This is a genomic window from Maritimibacter dapengensis (assembly GCF_019218265.1).
Classification (GTDB): Bacteria; Pseudomonadota; Alphaproteobacteria; order Rhodobacterales; family Rhodobacteraceae; genus Maritimibacter; species Maritimibacter dapengensis.
Genome location: NZ_JAHUZE010000002.1, coordinates 1,085,636 through 1,102,772, shown reverse-complemented (window position 1 = coordinate 1,102,772; position 17,137 = coordinate 1,085,636). Strand labels below are relative to the sequence as shown.

At 60.4% G+C, this 17,137-nt stretch carries 17 protein-coding genes and 2 tRNA genes; 9 read left to right on the top strand and 10 right to left on the bottom strand.

Annotation, left to right across the window (positions count from 1 at the left end; translation table 11 throughout):
* Positions 1–24 precede the first annotated feature (24 nt).
* Positions 25–840 carry a peptidoglycan-binding domain-containing protein gene (locus KJP28_RS11795; RefSeq protein ID WP_218392723.1) on the top strand — a complete coding sequence of 272 codons (816 nt, stop codon included), beginning with the start codon at positions 25–27 and terminating at the stop codon, positions 838–840.
* Positions 841–914: 74 nt separating this feature from the next.
* Positions 915–1,004: transfer RNA gene (locus KJP28_RS11790), tRNA-Ser, on the top strand.
* 188 nt (positions 1,005–1,192) lie between these two features.
* Here KJP28_RS11790 and KJP28_RS11785 read toward each other — a convergent pair.
* The 5 genes from KJP28_RS11785 to KJP28_RS11765 all read right to left on the bottom strand — a co-directional run bounded on the left by KJP28_RS11785 (position 1,193) and on the right by KJP28_RS11765 (position 6,831).
* Positions 1,193–3,076 carry a bifunctional sugar phosphate isomerase/epimerase/4-hydroxyphenylpyruvate dioxygenase family protein gene (locus KJP28_RS11785; RefSeq protein ID WP_218392722.1) on the bottom strand — a complete coding sequence of 628 codons (1,884 nt, stop codon included), beginning with the start codon at positions 3,074–3,076 and terminating at the stop codon, positions 1,193–1,195.
* A 4-nt stretch (positions 3,077–3,080) separates the two neighbouring features.
* On the bottom strand, positions 3,081–4,376 hold the full coding sequence (locus KJP28_RS11780) for a TRAP transporter large permease (protein ID WP_218392721.1): 1,296 nt from the start codon (positions 4,374–4,376) through the stop codon (positions 3,081–3,083).
* The gene (locus KJP28_RS11775) at positions 4,369–4,890 is read right to left on the bottom strand and encodes a TRAP transporter small permease (RefSeq protein ID WP_218392720.1); all 522 of its coding nucleotides are present in this window, start codon (positions 4,888–4,890) and stop codon (positions 4,369–4,371) included. Before KJP28_RS11775 ends, KJP28_RS11780 begins: the two co-directional genes overlap by 8 nt.
* A 66-nt stretch (positions 4,891–4,956) precedes the next feature.
* A complete protein-coding gene (gene dctP / locus KJP28_RS11770; RefSeq protein ID WP_138421571.1) occupies positions 4,957–5,931 on the bottom strand; it encodes a TRAP transporter substrate-binding protein DctP in 975 nt (324 codons plus the stop codon).
* Positions 5,932–5,952: 21 nt separating this feature from the next.
* On the bottom strand, positions 5,953–6,831 hold the full coding sequence (locus tag KJP28_RS11765; RefSeq protein WP_336245331.1) for a shikimate dehydrogenase: 879 nt from the start codon (positions 6,829–6,831) through the stop codon (positions 5,953–5,955).
* Positions 6,832–6,974: 143 nt separating this feature from the next.
* On the opposite strand from KJP28_RS11765, the gene KJP28_RS11760 reads away from it, so the two are divergent.
* From KJP28_RS11760 to KJP28_RS11745, 4 genes are all read left to right on the top strand, one after another.
* Positions 6,975–7,634: a TetR/AcrR family transcriptional regulator gene (locus KJP28_RS11760; protein ID WP_255552316.1), complete on the top strand. Its 660-nt coding sequence runs from the start codon at positions 6,975–6,977 to the stop codon at positions 7,632–7,634.
* Between the two features lie 3 nt (positions 7,635–7,637).
* Entirely contained in the window at positions 7,638–8,567 is a 930-nt protein-coding gene (locus KJP28_RS11755) for an alpha/beta hydrolase (RefSeq protein WP_218392719.1), read from the top strand.
* Positions 8,549–9,031 carry a DUF3237 domain-containing protein gene (locus tag KJP28_RS11750; protein ID WP_255552315.1) on the top strand — a complete coding sequence of 161 codons (483 nt, stop codon included), beginning with the start codon at positions 8,549–8,551 and terminating at the stop codon, positions 9,029–9,031. The genes KJP28_RS11755 and KJP28_RS11750 overlap by 19 nt, the downstream gene beginning before the upstream one ends.
* Before the next feature lie 516 nt (positions 9,032–9,547).
* A complete protein-coding gene (locus KJP28_RS11745) occupies positions 9,548–10,549 on the top strand; it encodes an NAD(P)-dependent alcohol dehydrogenase (RefSeq protein WP_218392718.1) in 1,002 nt (333 codons plus the stop codon).
* 193 nt (positions 10,550–10,742) lie between these two features.
* Here the strand turns inward: KJP28_RS11745 and KJP28_RS11740 are convergent, their stop codons facing one another.
* The 3 genes from KJP28_RS11740 to KJP28_RS11730 form a co-directional block, all read right to left on the bottom strand.
* On the bottom strand, positions 10,743–11,573 hold the full coding sequence (locus tag KJP28_RS11740; protein WP_218392717.1) for a class I SAM-dependent methyltransferase: 831 nt from the start codon (positions 11,571–11,573) through the stop codon (positions 10,743–10,745).
* Complete coding sequence (locus KJP28_RS11735) at positions 11,570–12,055, bottom strand: OsmC family protein (RefSeq protein ID WP_218392716.1); 486 nt, start codon at positions 12,053–12,055, stop codon at positions 11,570–11,572. Before KJP28_RS11735 ends, KJP28_RS11740 begins: the two co-directional genes overlap by 4 nt.
* Before the next feature lie 108 nt (positions 12,056–12,163).
* On the bottom strand, positions 12,164–12,379 hold the full coding sequence (locus tag KJP28_RS11730; protein WP_218392715.1) for a tautomerase family protein: 216 nt from the start codon (positions 12,377–12,379) through the stop codon (positions 12,164–12,166).
* A 152-nt stretch (positions 12,380–12,531) separates the two neighbouring features.
* On the opposite strand from KJP28_RS11730, the gene KJP28_RS11725 reads away from it, so the two are divergent.
* A complete protein-coding gene (locus KJP28_RS11725; RefSeq protein WP_218392714.1) occupies positions 12,532–13,248 on the top strand; it encodes a winged helix-turn-helix transcriptional regulator in 717 nt (238 codons plus the stop codon).
* 277 nt (positions 13,249–13,525) lie between these two features.
* Positions 13,526–13,602, top strand: a tRNA-Arg gene (locus KJP28_RS11720).
* 29 nt (positions 13,603–13,631) lie between these two features.
* Here the strand turns inward: KJP28_RS11720 and KJP28_RS11715 are convergent.
* On the bottom strand, positions 13,632–14,369 hold the full coding sequence (locus KJP28_RS11715; protein ID WP_218392713.1) for a glutamine amidotransferase: 738 nt from the start codon (positions 14,367–14,369) through the stop codon (positions 13,632–13,634).
* Positions 14,370–14,518: 149 nt separating this feature from the next.
* Positions 14,519–15,082: a peptidoglycan L,D-endopeptidase MepK gene (gene mepK, locus KJP28_RS11710; RefSeq protein ID WP_418887928.1), complete on the bottom strand. Its 564-nt coding sequence runs from the start codon at positions 15,080–15,082 to the stop codon at positions 14,519–14,521.
* Between the two features lie 324 nt (positions 15,083–15,406).
* On the opposite strand from mepK, the gene KJP28_RS11705 reads away from it, so the two are divergent.
* Complete coding sequence (locus tag KJP28_RS11705; RefSeq protein WP_218392711.1) at positions 15,407–17,020, top strand: L,D-transpeptidase family protein; 1,614 nt, start codon at positions 15,407–15,409, stop codon at positions 17,018–17,020.
* Positions 17,021–17,137 lie beyond the last annotated feature (117 nt).

The window sequence follows — 17,137 nt, the reverse complement described above, 5'->3', positions numbered from 1 at the left end:
TCGGTCGGATTGAAGGGGATGGACATGATTTTCAGGAAAATTGCCGCCGTGGCGGCCGTATTGCTCGTCGGGGCGGGGATCGCGACCCCCGTCATGGCACAGGAACAGAAATGGATCGCGCCTTGCGATGTCTTTGAGAATTTCAAGGCGGCCGGACGCGCGGAAAGCACCGGCGGGCAAAAATACGGCCAGATGTGTTCCATTCTCGGAAACGACCCGATCGCCGAGGCCTGTCTCGAATTGCGCGCCATCGAAGAAGGCGTCCGCCCTCAACCCGGCATGGACGAGGAAACGGAATTGAACGAGGCCTGCGACATGGCGATCGTCGCCGGTCCGCCGCCCGGAATAGAACCCGCAGGACCGACCATCGTGACCGGCACCCCGGACACGGCACCAGCCCTCGACGGTGCGAAGCAGGACGCAGCAATGGAAATGGCGTTCTGGGAATCCGTCAAGGACAGCGAAGACCCGTCGATGTTCGCGGCCTATTTGTCGAAATACCCGCAAGGCACCTTCGCACCGCTGGCCCAGGCCCGGATGCAGACCCTGTCGGCAGGGTCCTCGTCGTCTTCGGGATCGGGCACGACCACCGTCGTGATCGAAAAGCCGGTTGTCACCACAAGCCCGAACCGGAACCAGATCGTGGCCAACAAACGCACGCAACGAAGGCTCCAGGCCGTCGGCTGCTACCGCGGCGCGATCGACGGTATCTGGGGCAACGGATCAGCGAACGCCGTGCGTCGCTTCAATAGCCAGACCGGTCAGCAATTGTCGCCGGGCCGCGCAACGCTGCGCCATGTCGAGGTGATTTCGCGTTACCGTTACAGGGTCTGCAGATAACCCTAATCACCGGCGCGAAATTTCCACCAGCCCCCTTGCACATGCAGTGGGTTCTTGGATACATAGCGCCGCACGGAGAGGTGGCCGAGTGGTCGAAGGCGCACGCCTGGAAAGTGTGTAGGCGGGAAACCGTCTCCAGGGTTCGAATCCCTGTCTCTCCGCCATCTACCCCCGCGAAAGCGTTCTCTCAATTTGGCTCCGGCCGGATTTTTCCGTGTTTCCAAAGGGGTTCGTAGTCCCGGCTGCACACTCACACGTTGGCCATTGGATTGAGTCAGGATCGCTTCGCTCCGGGATAAGTCCTCTCGGCCCAACACGTTACCATTTCGAAGCGGCCAGCACTTTTTCAGCGCTACCTGCCCGGCACACCTTTTGCGCGCCGGAGACGTTTCTGGGCGGCTATGCGGAATGGGGCGTTGGGGGCTCCGAAGCCGGTGTAGCCTGCTTCCCGCTGGAGGATTTCGAAGAACAATCCGCCCGCAAATGCGCGTGAGTAAGTCTGAAAAAAGGCACCGCGGTCATCTTGGTCGTAAAGCAGGTTCAGCGACTGCATCCGCTCAAGCAAGTCAGGGGCGATGTCAAATCTGGCGGCGAGATCGTCGTAGTAGTTCTGCGGCATCGGCAAGGATTCGAAACCGCGTTCGACCAGTCGGTCGAGTGTCGCGAAAATGTCGTCGGTCGCGAGCGCCACGTGTTGCACCGAGGCTCCGAAGGTCTCGGAAAGGAAGCGTCCGGCCAGTGTGCGGTGGCTATCCGCGCCATTGAGCGTCAATCGTAAGGCACCGCCGGGGCTCTCGACCACCTGCGAGCGGACGAGCCCGTCCGGGTCGAACACGTCGACCATCGGAGATTTCTGCATGTCGAACAGGGCGGTATAAAACAATGTCCACGACAGCATGTCCTCATAGCTCATGGTCTGGGCAAGATGGTCAATCCGCGTGATTCCAGCACCTGCCGGTACTCTTTCGGCGCCGAATTCCACTTCCCAGACATCGCCAAGTCCGCTGGTCTCGTCGATGAAATGAAGCACCGATCCTGACAGGCCCCGGATTGCGGGGATGTCGAGTTCGCCCGGACCGATCGGTTGAGAAAAGAGACCGGTACCGAGTGCCGCGGCGCGCTCCGTTACGGCTTGTGCATTCTCGACGGCCAGACCGATGTCACATACCGTGGTGCCGCGCGCATTGAACGCCGTGCCCGCGTGGCCTTCGGTTTCCTCATTCACGACGATCCGCGCGTCGCCCTGCTGCCAGAGCGTCACGGCCTTGTTGCGATGGCGTCCTGATCTCTCGAACCCCATGGTCCGTAGTAAATCCTCAAGGGACCGGGCCTCCGCGCCCCGCGTGGCGAATTCGACAAAGGACACACCATCGACTCCAACGCGGGCCGGCATTTTGGGCAAGTCGAGTTTGATCTCCGGTTCGGCCCGTCGCACATCGTCCATCAGGGCGATGAGCGACCGATAGCCATCGCGGGCCACCTGGCGCGTTGACCCACCGCGAAACTGGTCGTTGAAAATCTCGAGACTGATCGGACCCGCATAACCGGCGGCCATGACCGCCTGCATGAACGCCTGCACCGACAGATCGCCCTCACCTGGCATGTTGCGGAAGTGACGCGACCAGTAGAGCAGGTCCATGTCGATCTTGGGTGCATCGGCCAATTGAATGAAAAAGATCTTGTCGCCGGGAATGCGCCGGATCGTTTCGGGGTCGATCCCACGCCCGAGCGTATGGAAACTGTCAAGGATCAGGCCGATGTTTGGATGATCCGCGCGTCGCACGATTTCCCACGCATCGCGGTGATCGTTCACATGTTTGCCCCAAGCGAGCGCTTCGTATCCGACGCGCATGCCCCGCGCCGCCGCGCGTTCACCCAGTTCGGCGAAGTCGTCTGCCGCGCGGTCGATGCCACCCAGCGCCTTAGGGTGACACGACGAACAATAGAGCACCAGGTCCGTGCCCAACTCACCCATCAAGTCGAACTTGCGCTCGGCCCGGTCGAAGGCTTTGGAACGATACGGCTCGGGCAACCCTTCGAAGTCGCGGAACGGTTGAAACAGCGTGATCTCAAGCCCGTGGTCGCGCACCATCCGGCCTACGTCGCGGGGCGAGCCGTCGAAGGCGATGAAATCCTGCTCGAAAATTTCGATCCCATCGTACCCCGTTGCCGCTATCGCTTCGAGCTTGTCGGAAAGCGTGCCTGAAATCGAAACAGTCGCAATGGACGTTTTCATGGGACTATCCTTGGTACCCCAGAAGCCGCGGCAGGAAGAGGACGAAGTCCGGTACGAAGGTGATGACCAGCAGCGCCACGAGCAGGGCGATGATGAACGGCCAGACGTCGCGGATGATGCGCCCCACCGGCTGTTGCGTGATGTTCGCGGTTATGAACAGCAACAACCCATAAGGTGGCGTGATAAGCCCGATCATCGCGTTTACCACGACAATCACGCCGAAATGGACAAGGTCGATCCCCATAGCCCTCACCGACGGGATCAGGATCGGGACGATGATCAGCAGGATCGCGCCCCCTTCCAGCACCATGCCCAAGGCGAGGAACAGGAGGTTGATGACGATTAGGAACCAGAAGCGGCTGAGTTCGTATTGACCGAGGAATTCGCTGATCGACACGGGAAGGTTTTCGCGCGTGATGACGTAGTTGAAGGTGATGGCACCGGCGACCAGCACACCAACGCTCGCGGTCGACCGGGCCGAGCCCAGAAGCGCCTGATAGAAATCCTTGAACGACACCGAGCGGTAGAACAGCGCCGAGACCAGCAGAGCATAGAACGCGGCCACGGCGGCGGCTTCGGTCGGGGTCATGATACCGCCGTAGATACCGCCCAGCAGGATCACGGGCAGCATCAGGGCCGGAAGTGCCTTCCACGTGATGCCGGGCAGGTCGCGCATCGGTACCACCTCGTCCACCGGGAAGTCGTGGCGGCGGGCCATGATGTAGTTCATTACGCCCATCATCACAGCCATGAGCAGACCGGGCAGCATCCCGGCGGCGAACAGGAAGCCCACGGATTGGTCCGACACGATGGCATAGAGCACCATCGGGATCGACGGCGGGATGATCGGGCCGACGGTCGCGGTGGCGGCGGTGATCGCGGCGGCGTAGCTGTGCGAATACTTCCCGTCGCGCGTCATCAGGTTGATGATGATCTTGCCCATGCCGACCGCATCCGCGACGGCCGAGCCGGACATGCCGGAGAAGATCAGCGACGAGACCACGTTGACGTGCCCCAGCCCGCCCCGGAACCGGCCCACCAGCGCCTGCGCGAACCTGAGCAGACGGTCGGCAAGCGACCCGATGTTCATGATGTCGGCGGCGAGGATAAAGAGCGGAATCGCCAGCAGCGTGTAGTTGTTGAACAGTCCCTGAAGCAGCGTTTCGGACGCGATCGAAGGGTCGAAGCCCTTGAAGATCAGGTAAACGAAGCTGCCCGCGATCATGGCAAGTCCGACCGACGCCCCCATGAGCGTCAGCGCCACAATCAGGATCAGCGCGAGCGTGAAGGGATCAATCATAGTCGTGCGTCTCCGCGCTGGCTTCGGTGTCGAAGGTCGGCCCGGTGCCGCGAATGCCGGCCCATGCGGTCATCAGGCCGCGCACGGCAACCGAGATCGCGAATGGGATGTAGATGATGAAGACCCAGAAGAACGGCACACGGATATAGGCCGTGCGCTCGCGCATCATGAAGTCGATGTAATCCCACGAGGCGGGAATGGTGTAGAGGAAAATCGCGGCGATAATCAGCCCGACGACCACGTCCATACCCCGGCGTACGCCGCGTGGCATGACGGAATAAACGATGTCCAGCCGGATGATGTCGGTTTCGCGTACGACGAAGGCAAAGCCGAACAGGATGCCCCAGAGCCAGGCAATCGTCACCCATTCCACCGTCCAGCCGACCGGCAGGCTCAGGAAATAGCGAAAGACAATCTGCAGGATGAAGGTGACGAACATGGAAAACAGCAGCAGCGCGAGAATGTTCTCGGCCCGTCGTCCCAGCCAGTTCCAGATGGTCTTTGCCTGTTCCATGTGCCCCTCCGGCTCGCGAAGGCAGGCGAGGTTGCCCCCGCCTGCCAAGGTCGTTGACGTGGTCTTTTACTGACCGACGGCCTGAATGGCCTCGACAAGCCCTTCGGGCCAATCGGCCGAGTACTTGCTGTCGGCATAGACACCCAGCACGTGCTCCTGGAAGGCGGCGTTATCGGGCGCATAGACCGTCACGCCGGCGGCTTCGATCTCGGCGCGCTTGCTTTCTTCAAGCTCCAGCGTCGAGGCGTCAAGCGCGGCTTCGAAGTTGTCGGCGCATTCCTGCACCTTCGCCTGCTGCTCTTCGTTCATCGAATTCCACTTGTCGAGCGAGATGGTGAACTCGTTCGCCGCGATCAGGTGCGACGTGGTGCCGATGTAGTTGATGACCTCGTGGAACTTCATAGACGCGGTCGCCGGGAAACCGTTGTCCTGACCGTCGATCGCACCGGACTGAAGCGCGGTGTAAACCTCGGTGAAGGCGACGGGGACCGGGGTCGCGCCCATGGCTTGACCAACGAACTGCCAGCCTTCGCCGCCTGGCATCCGCAGCTTCATGCCTTCAAGATCGGCGGGCGTCATGTATTCCTTGTCGCCTTTGTAGCCCAGATGACGGGCGCCGATGTAGGGATAGGCGAGGATCTTGACCCCGGCCTTTTCCTCGATCTCGGCTTCCAGATCGGCCAGAACATCGCTGTCATAGACGGCGCGCATGTGCTCGTAGTCACGGAACAGGAACGGGGTGCCCAGAACGCTGGTCGAAGGGACCTGATTGTAGAAGTCGAAGATAGCAAGGTTGCCCATGTCGAGGTTGCCGCGCTGCATTGCGGTCAGCTCGGTGCCCTGCTGGAACAGGGTCGCGCCGTGGTAGGGCTGGAAGTTGAAGCCGTCGCCAAGGCAATCGCCGAACTCGGCCTTCAGGATGGCCGAGCGCGGATCGGTTTCCGGCACCGTATCCGAATAGGTGAGTTCGACGACGTCCTGCGCGGACGCAGCGCCGGCCGCACAGATGGCCAGAGCCGAGATGGTGGTAGTGAAACGCATTGGTAATCCTCCCTTGAGCGTTCAGTTTTTTGGGTCTTGAAAGGCCTCGAACGTCGCCCGCATCCGTGCGGGATCAGGGTCGAGGCCAGTGAAAAGTTTGAAGGCACGCACAGCCTGAAAGACCGCCATGCCCGAACCGTCGAGCACCTCGCAGCCTTTGGCACGCGCCGTCGCGAGAAGTTGGGTTTCCCGCGGAAAATAGACGATATCGGCGACCCAGTGGCGGGCCTCGATCAGATCGGCTGGGATCGCCATTCCCGGCAGCTTGGCCATTCCCATCGGTGTCGCGTTGACGATGCCATCCGCTTCGGCCGCCGCGGTCGCGAGATCTGTCGTGGCGCGACCGCCGATGTCCTTCGCCAAAGCTTCGGCGGCGCCGGCGTTCTGATCGTAGACGAAAATGGTCTTCACTGCGGTTTCGCGCAACGCATGCCCTACGGCTCCACCTGCGCCACCTGCGCCCAGAAGCAGAACCGCTTCGCGCGCGACCGTGGGCAAGCCCTGACGCAGGCTTTCCGCAAACCCCCAGAAGTCGGTGTTGTGGCCGAACCGTTTTCCCTCGCGAAACACGACCGTGTTGACCGCTCCTACCTTGCCTGCTGCGTCGGACAGGCCGTCGAGCAGTTCGATCACCTCGCGTTTATAGGGAAACGTCACGTTCAATCCGGCAAAACCGCTTGCTTCAGCCTCGTCCAGCAGATCGGCCAATGCCGGGTCGCCCGACATCGTTTCCGGGTCGATGAAATCATACGTGTATTCGAGCCCGTGCGCGTGCCCCTCGGCCACATGCATGCCCGGCGTTCGCGAAAGCATGATTCCACGCCCGATGAGACCGACCTGCACCTTCCGTGCAGCGGTATCGGGCGCGTTCTGCGCAGTCTTGGCGGTGCCAAGCGTCACTCGAATTCCTCCCTCGCGATTGGCGAGACGACTCGCTCAAATCGAGAGTCAAAATGGAATCACGGTTTAATTCTGTCAAACACTTTTAACTTGGGGTTTAATTATTGACGTGCTAGATCAAGGGTGATCGGGGAGGACCAGAGTTGGCCAAAGCTTTGGAAGAAAAGAGAAAACCAAAGTCGAGCTGGAAACAGGATCCAGAGCGCGTCAAGGCGGAAATCATCAAAGCTGCCATGGCGGAGTTCGCTCAGAACGGGCTCTCAGGCGCTAAAATCGACGACATCTCCGCCCGAACCAGCACCTCGAAACGAATGATTTACTACTATTTCGAGGACAAGGAAGCGCTCTATCTCCGTGCGCTCGAAGCCGCCTATTCCAAGGTTCGGCAAGGCGAGGAGAAACTCGATCTCGACGGGCTTCCGCCGGTGGAAGCACTCGAGCGGCTCGTCGCATTCACTTTCGATCACCACCGCAAGAATCCGGATTTCATCCGAATGGTCATGATCGAAAATGTGCATCACGCCGAGTTCCTGAACGCCTCGCAGGTCATCCGGGGCCTGAACAAGAAGGCCGTTGGCCGACTTGAAACCCTGATCGAACGGGGGCAGGTCTCCGGCGACTTTCGTGACGAAATCGACCCGGTCGAACTGCATTGGCAGATCTCGGCCATCTCGGTCTTCAACGTATCGAACAGGCCGACATTCTCGTCCCTGTTCGGCAAATCTCTCTATACCCGCGAAGGACAGGACAGGTTGCGCGCGCGCGCCGTGTCGATGGTTCTTGGCGACGTTTTGAAAAGGTGAACCATGCTCAATCCGCAGATCAATGACTTCATGGCGAAATGGGATGCCGAATGGTCGACGCTCAAGCCCGGCGCGACGCCGCAGGACCGCCGCGCGCATTTCGAGGTGGTCGCCGCGAATATGGCACTTACGAAGCCCGAAGATGTTGACGACAGCGCAGAACACTGGATCGACAGCGACGCGGGCCGGGTCCGCGTGCGCGTCTTCCGCCACAATAGCGGTGGCGTCCAGGACTGCTTGATCTACCACCACGGCGGTGCGTTCATGCAGGGCAGCCCCGAAACCCATGCCGATATCACCAATCGGATCGCGTCGTGGAACAAGCAGACCGTCGTCTCGGTGGACTACGCGCTCTGCCCGGAGCATCCGTTCCCAGCGGCGTTCGAACAGGCCCGCGATGTGGCGAAGTGGTGCCGTGCGAATGCAGAAACCCTGGGTATCAATCCGCAGCGCATCGTCATCGGCGGTGACAGCGCGGGCGGCAATCTTTCCGCTGCGGTGGCACTCGCAATGAGGGATTTCGGGTTTCTGGGGCAACTCCTGATCTATCCCTGCACCGAATTCGATCTCTCCCGGCCCTCGATGATCGAAAACGCCGAAGCCCCGCTGCTTCAAACCCGTGGGATGCCCGGTGTGAACCGGATGTATGTCGGTGGAGCCGAGAACGAAAACCTTCTGACCGAAGACCCGCGCGTCGCACCCTACATCGCAGACGATCACACCGGTCTCGCCCCGGCCTTCATCGCGGTGGCCGAGAACGATCCGCTTCGCGACAGCGGCGTGATCTATGCCGAAAAATTGCGCGATGCTGGTATCCCCGTCGTGCTCGATATGGGAGACGGCCTGATCCACGGTTACTTGCGGTCCATGGAATACTGCGATGACGCCGTGACCAAACTGCGCTCGATGTCCACATGGCTCGCCGCCCTATGAGAGGGCCTGTCACTCCAGCGTTGGAGTATGCCTTCACCATCGAAGCCCAAATCGAAGCGGCCCGCTCGGCTGGCCCTGCGCCCAATGGCGAGCGGCTTCATATCCCGATATCCGGCGGTCACGTTCATGGACCCCGACTCACCGGCCGCGTCTTGCCCGGCGGTTCGGACTGGCCCTTGATCGAACCGGACGGGACCAGCCGGATCGAGGCGCGGTATACGATCGAGGCCGACGACGGCACGCTCATCTATGTCGTCAATAAAGGTCTCAGGGTGTCATCAGACGACGTCCGCCTGCGCCTCCGAGCGGGCGAAGTTGTCGATCCATCAGAGTTCTACATGCGCGCCGTCCCGGTCTTCGATGCTCCGATTGGTCCGCACCGGTGGCTGTCAGAAGCCGTATTCGTTTGCTCTCTCGCTCCACGGGGCCAAACAATCGTGATCGACGTCTACCGGGTCGCCTAAAAAGCATTGGTACACGCCGCGTCGCGCAACATCTACATGGTGCGCTTCGTGTCCATGTCAGATTTGGTCTGATGTGGCGAAACCCGATTGTTCAACTCACAACATCGAAAGATTGCGACCGATCGCGGAAGGTGCGCCGCCCTGTGGCCCGCCATTCATCATTCATATCAAAACATCCGCCATGCTTGGAAACCGAACCGTCGTCGCGTCTTGGGTGAATGACATCTTCGGGCCGGGCGCGGGCAATTGCCACAAATGTCACGAACTGTCCTCGGATTGAATGTTTTCAATGCAGTGCGGTCTAGCTCGCCCTACGAGGTACGATCAGGCGCGCATCTTAGCCTTCAGATGGTGCGTATCTGCTCCGTCAGGTCGAGCTCGTAGTTTCCATGCGAAAACGCATAGCAAAGGTCAGAATTCAGTCAATTCTCGTTAGCGGACCGCGCGCTTATACCAAATCTCAAGTTCAACAACGGCCAGAGGAAATAGGGCCGCACAACTCGAGAGGACACAGACATGTATGCTTACACTTATTCTCAATACGGCGGCCCCGAGGTCGTGACGAAAACTGAAATCGAAGCGCCGAAGCCCGGAAAGGGCGAAGTGCTGGTGCGCGTCCACGCGACAACCGTAAGTGCGGGCGATTGGCGGGCGCGCAGCCTGACGATGCCGCGCGGCATGGGACTGGCAGGGCGGCTGGTCTTCGGAATCCGCGGTCCGCGCAAGCAGGTGCTGGGCACGGATATGTCTGGCGTGATCGAAGCTGTAGGCGAGGGCGTCACGGCTTGGTCACCCGGTGATGCCGTCATCGCCTATCCCGGCGCAGGTTTTGGTGCCCACGCGGAATACATTGTCATGCCGGCGGACGGAAAACTGGTGGCGAAACCCGCGAACATCAGCTTCGACGAGGGCGCGGCCATCCCCTTTGGCGCAACGACCGCTTATGACTTCCTGGTCAATAAAGCAGGCATCAAAGCGGGCGAGCGTGTGCTGATCAACGGGGCCTCCGGCGCGGTGGGCACGGCGGCTGTGCAAGTCGCCAAGTGGCTGGGCGCCGAGGTCACCGGCGTCACCAGCGGCGGGAACGCAGAGCTGGTGCGCGGGCTCGGCGCCGACCATGTGATCGACTACAAGACGCGGGATTTCACGAAAGGTGGCGAACGGTATGACGTTGTCATCGACACCGTCGGCACAGCCCCGTTCAAAAGGTCACGGCGTGCGCTGCGCAAGGGCGGGCGGATGGTCATGATCTCGGGCGGGGCTTCCGACATGATCTTCGGAAAGCTCAAGGCCCGTCTGGCCGGCATGAAGATGATCAGCGGCGTCGCCAGTGAGAGCCGCGAGGTTCTGGAGGTTGTGGTGCGAATGGCGGCCGAGGGCAAATATCGACCGGTGATTGACCGGAGCTACGGTTTCGACGAGATGCAGGCGGCCCATGCACATGTAGATTCTGGCCACAAGGTGGGCGCTGTGGTCGTGCGGGTCGTGGAGGCGGAAGCGTTCGCGCTCGCTGGGTGAGGTGTTTCACAGTGTCGAGGCGGCGTGGCGCGGGCTCAGGTTCGCGCTACGCGCAATTTTAATTTTGGGTGCGGTAGCACGAGGGCGCTTTTCGGTGTTCAGCTCCGGGCCGGTCGCCAACGAGACGAGCCCAGTAACAGTCAGGTTGCGCCCGAACAAAAAGGCCGTTGTCGCGGTCATACGCTGTGTCAGATTAAATAGGCGCACGAACGCCAGTCACAGTGACGAATTCTGCGGGAATGGCGTAGCTCCCATCGCTTTGCTTGTGATGCGCAACGGATGACAGGAATTCCTGGCACACCTCTTTCCAGTCACTGTCGCTGAACCTTTTGACCGCAAGCGCAACCGGACCTCCCAGAAGAACGGCATCCAACAAGTCGTTCTGCGTCCGAAAGTGCAATGTTTCAAGTTGGCGGTGCTCTTTGATCTCCGTCATGCCGGCAGTTTCGAAAAGCCGGACGAGCGCATTTGGCGCACCCGTTCCAAAGAACATCGGACAAACCTCAGAGGCGACGCGCGCGTCAACGATGGGAAACACTTCGGCCCAACCACATTTGCGTCGTTCCCCCCAAACGGTAGCCGTGACGCGGCCACCGGGAGTGACAACCCGAACCATCTCATGCACAGCAGTTGCGGGGTCTGGTGAATACATCAGCCCGAGCGCGCAGATCGCCGCGTCGAAGGTCCCGTCAGGCACATCCAGCTTTTCCGCCGACATGCGTTCAGCCTCGACGTTTCGATTGCGATGCACAGCTAATCGACTGTGCAAATCGTCAATCATGCCCTGCGAGAGATCCGTGGCCAGAACGCGTCCCTCAGCACCGACTTTTTCGGCCAACCGTGATGTGACCAGGCCGCTGCCGCAAGCTGTTTCTATGACCGTTTGTTCAGTTTGGAGCTGGGCGAACTCCACAAGTCGATCATGCGCCGGACGAAGCTGTGTCTCCCATGACGAATGATAATGTGCGGCCGCGGCATCCCAGCCATAGCGCTGCACTCTGAGTTGAAGCCTGGCATCCATCATTTTACGCCCTGGCCAATTGACACAAAGGTGCTGACGGTTTGCGCGTCCCGGTAGGCCAGGAACCAGGGATCGTGGGCAAGCGCGCGGGCGACCAAACCCCTGAGACTTGCTTCAGATTCCGGGCTCGAAACCTCGATGCCTATGCGTGTGTCGCCGGGAACCGGACTTGCGCCCGCCAAAGCCAACACGCCGCGATTGTCCCAGTCCTGTTCGATGTCGACGTTCACCTCGTCCACGTGCAGGCCGTCGCGTGCCGCCGTCATCTTTATCCCGATCGCAAGGCACCCACAGATCGCAGCGCGCGCGAAAAAGCCCGGTGTCGGCCCTTCGTCGCTCCCGCCGATCGCAACCGGCATGTCGAGGGTAAGCCGGTGCCCGTCCTGCTCATAGGTGCAGCTCAGGCCATTCCTGACCACGGCCGTTCCGCGATGGACGACCCGAGCGTGTTCCGGGCGTTGTGTGTAAATCTCGATCGCGCGCAATTGCGCGTCGCGGGCGTGGGTATTCCGATCCATAGCGCTGAACCTCCAAACACTGATGCAAAGTCTGATTTTGGCCGAACCGCCAGGTTGGCGACCCGGCCAGACCGTTCACTCGGCAGCCATCGCCTTGATGTCATCGGCGCTGGGAGTGGTGCCACCGATGCCCCATTGACCGCTGCGCACCTCCTTGACCCGAACCCAGGTCACGGCGCGCATGTTTTCGCCCTCGACTTCGACCATCGCGTCCGTGACCTTCTCGATCATCTTCGCCTTCTGTTCGTCGTCAAAAACGCCTTCAATCACTTCGATGTCGACCAATGGCATGTCTTCCCTCCTTTGTTGTCAGTAGCTGATGAAACAAGGCTGGCACTGGTCGCCCACGTCGAACCAGTTCTGCAAATGCAGCAAATCCGCTATAGTTTCTGAAGTAGACGCGTGCGGGTGTGAGATGCTTTGTTCGAAGCGGAGGTGCCGCAATGCCAGAGTCAAACTATCCCAAGTTCTGCCCGGTCGCTATGGCGGCCAGCCTGTTGGAGCCTCGCTGGACCATGCTGCTGCTGTGCGAAATGTGGTCCGGTTCCACCCGCTTCAACGAAATTCAGCGGGGTGTCCCCGGTATGTCTCCTGGACTCCTATCCAAGCGCCTGAAGGAGATGGAAGCCAACGGCCTCGTCGTTCGCCGAAGCGGCGGCCCCGGCCATGGGGAGTATTTGACGACCCCACCTGCCGACGAGCTTGAGCCGTTGATCCGGGGTCTGGGTGAATGGGCGCACCGCAATATAGACTGCGACGTGTCGCTGCAAACCTTGGACGCGCGATTGTTGATGTGGAAAATCCGCGGAAAGATCGACCGCCTACAATTGCCGCGACCGAAATGCGTGATTCAGTTCATTCTCAACGATCCGCCCAACGAAACCGCGAATTACTGGCTGGTGGCCAAGCCCGGCGAAGAAACCGACCTTTGCTACACCGACCCCAAATTCGATGTCGATCTCTTTGTCGTCTGTGACCTGCGCGCGCTCACATCGGCTTGGATGGGACATTCGACCTTCGAAGAAGAGATCGAAAGCGGGCACATTTCCCTCACAGGCCACGAACTGATGGAAAGGACTTTGACCAAGTGGTTGATGCGAAGCAGCTTCGCCGATGTCGCCAAGGGTCCTCGAAACGAGCACCGGCAGGCTGCAATCTGATGGCCGGCCTTTGAAAAGGACAGAATGCCGGGAATGCGAGGACGAACGCTGTGCGCACTGGTTCCGAAGCTCGAATGTGCGTCAGCTACATCTTGCTGACTTCCATTTCTGCCGGCCTCCGGTGTCGCACCCCGGTGAATGACGGCAGCGCCGGCAATTGCCGCAAAATCTCGACACATGCCGTTCAGGGGAAGTTTGATGTGCCGAATTTCGCCGTTTTCCCTGGTTCGAATTTCGGTTGCGGGGCGATTTGGCTTCGCCTATACCGCGCGGGCACGCACCCGTAGCTCAGCTGGATAGAGCGCTGCCCTCCGAAGGCAGAGGCCATAGGTTCGAATCCTATCGGGTGCGCCACCTGCATCTTCCATCGCCGGCTTTGGTCTTCAGCCGTAATGCGCAACGAAGTTTCGCAGGATCCGGGCCGGGGCCTCGATGGTCTCGGCGTGGCCTTTCGCGATCAGCGCGTCGGCCTCTTCCGGTGGGAAGTAGCCCCGATGCTTGTAGATGTTGATCCGAGTTTCCAATCCATCGCTGTCGAGTTCGGGGTGGAACTGGGTGGCGTATACGTTCTGACCGTAGCGAACCATCTGATGCGGGCAGGGGCCGGATGTGACGAGTTGACGGACGCCCTCGGGAAGGAATTGCAACGCCTCCTTGTGCCCCACGAACGCGCGAAAATCGCGCGGCACCCCGTCGAGCAGCGGATCATTGTTTCCATTTTCGGTGATGTGGCAGGAGGTCGCGCCGACCGGCTCGCCGAAGTTCTCTTTCGACACCGAGCCGGGCGCCAAGTGATGCCCGAGAATGCCGATCCCGTAGCAGCAACCCAGGAACGGGTGATCGCGTGCGGTGATCTCGGGCATGAGGCCGAGGATCGCGTCCTCGATCCGTTTCTCCACCGGATGTTTCGTCTCCGGCGCGTCGGACACGCAACCGGGGCCGCCGCCGACGATGACGCCGGCGTATCGCGACAGGTCGAGATCGCTCGGAAGGTCCTCACAGTCGAGCCGGATGCGGTGCGCCCGATCCGCCGACAAGGCACCTTTGGCGAGGAAGGCTTCGAATTCATTGTCCGACGCGGGCGTTTCCGGTCGCAATTGCAGGATCAGAAAAGGTTTCATGTCGGCTCGCGTCTTGATCGGAGGTCAAATAGCGTGGAGTCCGACACGATACAATGCCGCCACGGGCGCGCCTTCGTGTTCACGTGACGCCCGTAGAACGAAAAACCCCGGCCTGTGGCCGGGGCATTTTCAACAAGCTTTTCAGGAGGTCAGCTGCCCCAGGTGCGGACCGTTCCGCAATCCATATGCACGAAATTCGAGCCGGAGTATTTGCCGACGCCACCAGCCTTGCAGGCGCAGGCGGCTTTGTAGATCTGCCCCACCGAGCGCGATTTCAGCCGCAGATCCGCTGCCTGACCCTTCAGATGGAGCGAGTTCTTGGCGACGCCGCGCGAGCGCGAGCGCAACATGGCGTTCGTTTTCGGTGAGCGATAGCCCGACAGCAACATGTAAGGTTCGTTCGAGTCGAGAAGCGTATGCGCTGCGGCGGTGATGTCGATCGTGCGGGTGTCGATGTTCAACACCTGATCCGTGCGCCAGTCGCGCCAGAAATGATTGATTTCGGCAAGGGCTTCCTTGATGTACTCGCCCTCGATCCAGTAGATCGTGTTGATGCTTTCGCCGGTGCGCCCGGAGTACATCGCGATCCGGCGAACGTCGCCAGATCCGCGGAGAAAACCAGCTGCTTTGGAGAAAGTCGGTGCTGCGGTAACGGCGGTCGCCGCAAAAACGCCCAGCAGAGCACGGCGGCTCATGCCATTGGAGTTTGCCATATCCATTGTCCCACGTCCCAGTATTTTGCCTGCCCCGCAAGGTTCTACGGGAATTGTTTCGCATTCTTCAACAAGCGATATGCGCGTTATGGCACAACTCGATTCGTGCGCCAAGCCCGGACTGTTGCAGATGGGAACGAATCAAGTGATTTCGGCATGATTCTGCTGAATAGTCGTCAATAGGAGGTAAACCGTGGTCAAACTGCCGCACCCTTGTGTGCGTTGACTGTTCCGATACCAGATGTCGGGTTTGTGATTTCCCTCACTGCGACCTTGTGCAAAACTGCGCTTATCACGAAGAAACGTTTTCACCTGAGGGATGGGATGACTTCCACGCTGCTCCGCTTCAGTGCATTTGCATTTTACGCACTGATTATCACGACTTTCACGGCTATTGCGCCAACACCCGCAACGGCGCAGGCCAAGGTGACGGCCTTTGCTCAGGCGGTTGCCGAAGCTGCTGCCAACGACGAAGAGGTCGCTGCTTTTTATCGCCAGTCGGGCTATGCTCCGCTCTGGACCGATGGGTCCGAAGAACAACAGGCGCGTATCCTGGCGCTGTTCCAGGCGATCCAGCATGCCGACGACCACGGGCTTCCGCTTCCGGACTACGACACGACCGCACTCGAGGCGGAGATGCGTGCGATTGACAGTCCGCGCGACCTTGGCCGGGTCGAAGTGGAATTGTCCAAACTGTTCCTGCGATACGGCAAGCAGATCAATTCCGGGATCACGGAACCTGCCAGCATCGACGAAGGCATCAAGCGGGAAGTGCCGCATCGTGACGGCACCAAGCTCCTGCTGGAGTTTTCGAAATCCGCGCCGGCGCCCTATCTTCGGTCGCTTCCGCCGCGGTCCGAGGAATACGCGGCCCTGATGCGTGAAAAACTGCGTCTCGAGCGTGTGCGGGCCGAAGGGGGCTGGGGTCCGACCGTGCAAGTCAGCGCATTGGAGCCGGGACAGAGCGGCCAGGCCGTTGTCGCGTTGCGCAATCGGCTCGTCGCGATGGGCTACCTGGATCGCTCTGCGACCATGACCTATGACGAGAACATCCAGCGCGCCGTGCAGAAGTTCCAGACACGGCATGGGTTGACGTCCGACGGCGTGGCTGGCGGGGCGACCATGCGTGAGATCAACGCTTCGGTCGAGGCGCGGCTGCAATCCATCATCGTCGCAATGGAGCGCGAGCGTTGGATGAACGTCGACCGTGGCGAGCGTTACATCTGGGTGAACCTGACGACGTATACGGCCCGGATCGTCGACGGTGGCAAAGTCACATTCGAAACGCGCTCGGTCATCGGCAAGAACATCGCGACGCACCGCACGCCGGAATTCTCCGACGAAATGGAGCGTATCGTCATCAACCCGTCGTGGTATGTCCCGCGCTCGATCATCATGAACGAGTATCTCCCGGCGATGAAGCGCAACCCGGGCGCGGCCGGGCATCTCCAGATCACCAATGCCGCAGGGCGGGTCGTGAGCCGTGGAGCGATTGATTTCAACGCCTATGGCCGCAGCTTTCCGTTCAACATGCGGCAGCCTCCGGGGCCGCGTAATGCGCTGGGGCTCGTGAAGTTCCTGTTTCCGAACAAGTACAACATCTACCTGCACGACACGCCGACAAAGCATCTCTTCGCGCAGGAAGTGCGGACCTACAGCCACGGGTGTATCCGCCTTGGCGATCCGTTCGATTTCGCCTATGCGCTGCTCGCGGCGCAGGAGCCTGATCCGAAGGGCTTCTTCCATTCCGTGCAGGCGACAGGGGCCGAAACCCCGGTCGAACTTGAAAAGCGCGTGCCGGTTCACCTGGTCTATCGCACCGCGTTCACGGATACGCAGGGCAACATGAATTACCGCGACGATATGTATGGCCGGGACGCCAAGATCTGGTCGGTGCTGCAATATCGCGGCGTATCGCTGCGCGCACTCGACAGCTGATCGTAGGGTGATGGGAATAGACCGGCGGCCAGACGGGTCGCCGGTTTTTTCGTGTCATCACACCGCTGTTGCATTTGGCTGGCACACAGCCCCCCGAACACGGTAGATTGGGGCCAG

Excerpts from the sequence above, each read along its gene's own strand:
- KJP28_RS11795 (WP_218392723.1), top strand. The coding sequence starts at position 25 with ATGATTTTCAGGAAAATTGCCGCCGTGGCGGCCGTATTGCTCGTCGGG.
- KJP28_RS11785 (WP_218392722.1), bottom strand. The coding sequence starts at position 3,076 with ATGAAAACGTCCATTGCGACTGTTTCGATTTCAGGCACGCTTTCCGAC.
- KJP28_RS11780 (WP_218392721.1), bottom strand. The coding sequence starts at position 4,376 with ATGATTGATCCCTTCACGCTCGCGCTGATCCTGATTGTGGCGCTGACG.
- KJP28_RS11775 (WP_218392720.1), bottom strand. The coding sequence starts at position 4,890 with ATGGAACAGGCAAAGACCATCTGGAACTGGCTGGGACGACGGGCCGAG.
- dctP (WP_138421571.1), bottom strand. The coding sequence starts at position 5,931 with ATGCGTTTCACTACCACCATCTCGGCTCTGGCCATCTGTGCGGCCGGC.
- KJP28_RS11755 (WP_218392719.1), top strand. The coding sequence starts at position 7,638 with ATGCTCAATCCGCAGATCAATGACTTCATGGCGAAATGGGATGCCGAA.
- KJP28_RS11750 (WP_255552315.1), top strand. The coding sequence starts at position 8,549 with ATGGCTCGCCGCCCTATGAGAGGGCCTGTCACTCCAGCGTTGGAGTAT.
- KJP28_RS11745 (WP_218392718.1), top strand. The coding sequence starts at position 9,548 with ATGTATGCTTACACTTATTCTCAATACGGCGGCCCCGAGGTCGTGACG.
- KJP28_RS11740 (WP_218392717.1), bottom strand. The coding sequence starts at position 11,573 with ATGATGGATGCCAGGCTTCAACTCAGAGTGCAGCGCTATGGCTGGGAT.
- KJP28_RS11730 (WP_218392715.1), bottom strand. The coding sequence starts at position 12,379 with ATGCCATTGGTCGACATCGAAGTGATTGAAGGCGTTTTTGACGACGAA.
- KJP28_RS11725 (WP_218392714.1), top strand. The coding sequence starts at position 12,532 with ATGCCAGAGTCAAACTATCCCAAGTTCTGCCCGGTCGCTATGGCGGCC.
- KJP28_RS11715 (WP_218392713.1), bottom strand. The coding sequence starts at position 14,369 with ATGAAACCTTTTCTGATCCTGCAATTGCGACCGGAAACGCCCGCGTCG.
- mepK (WP_418887928.1), bottom strand. The coding sequence starts at position 15,082 with ATGGCAAACTCCAATGGCATGAGCCGCCGTGCTCTGCTGGGCGTTTTT.
- KJP28_RS11705 (WP_218392711.1), top strand. The coding sequence starts at position 15,407 with ATGACTTCCACGCTGCTCCGCTTCAGTGCATTTGCATTTTACGCACTG.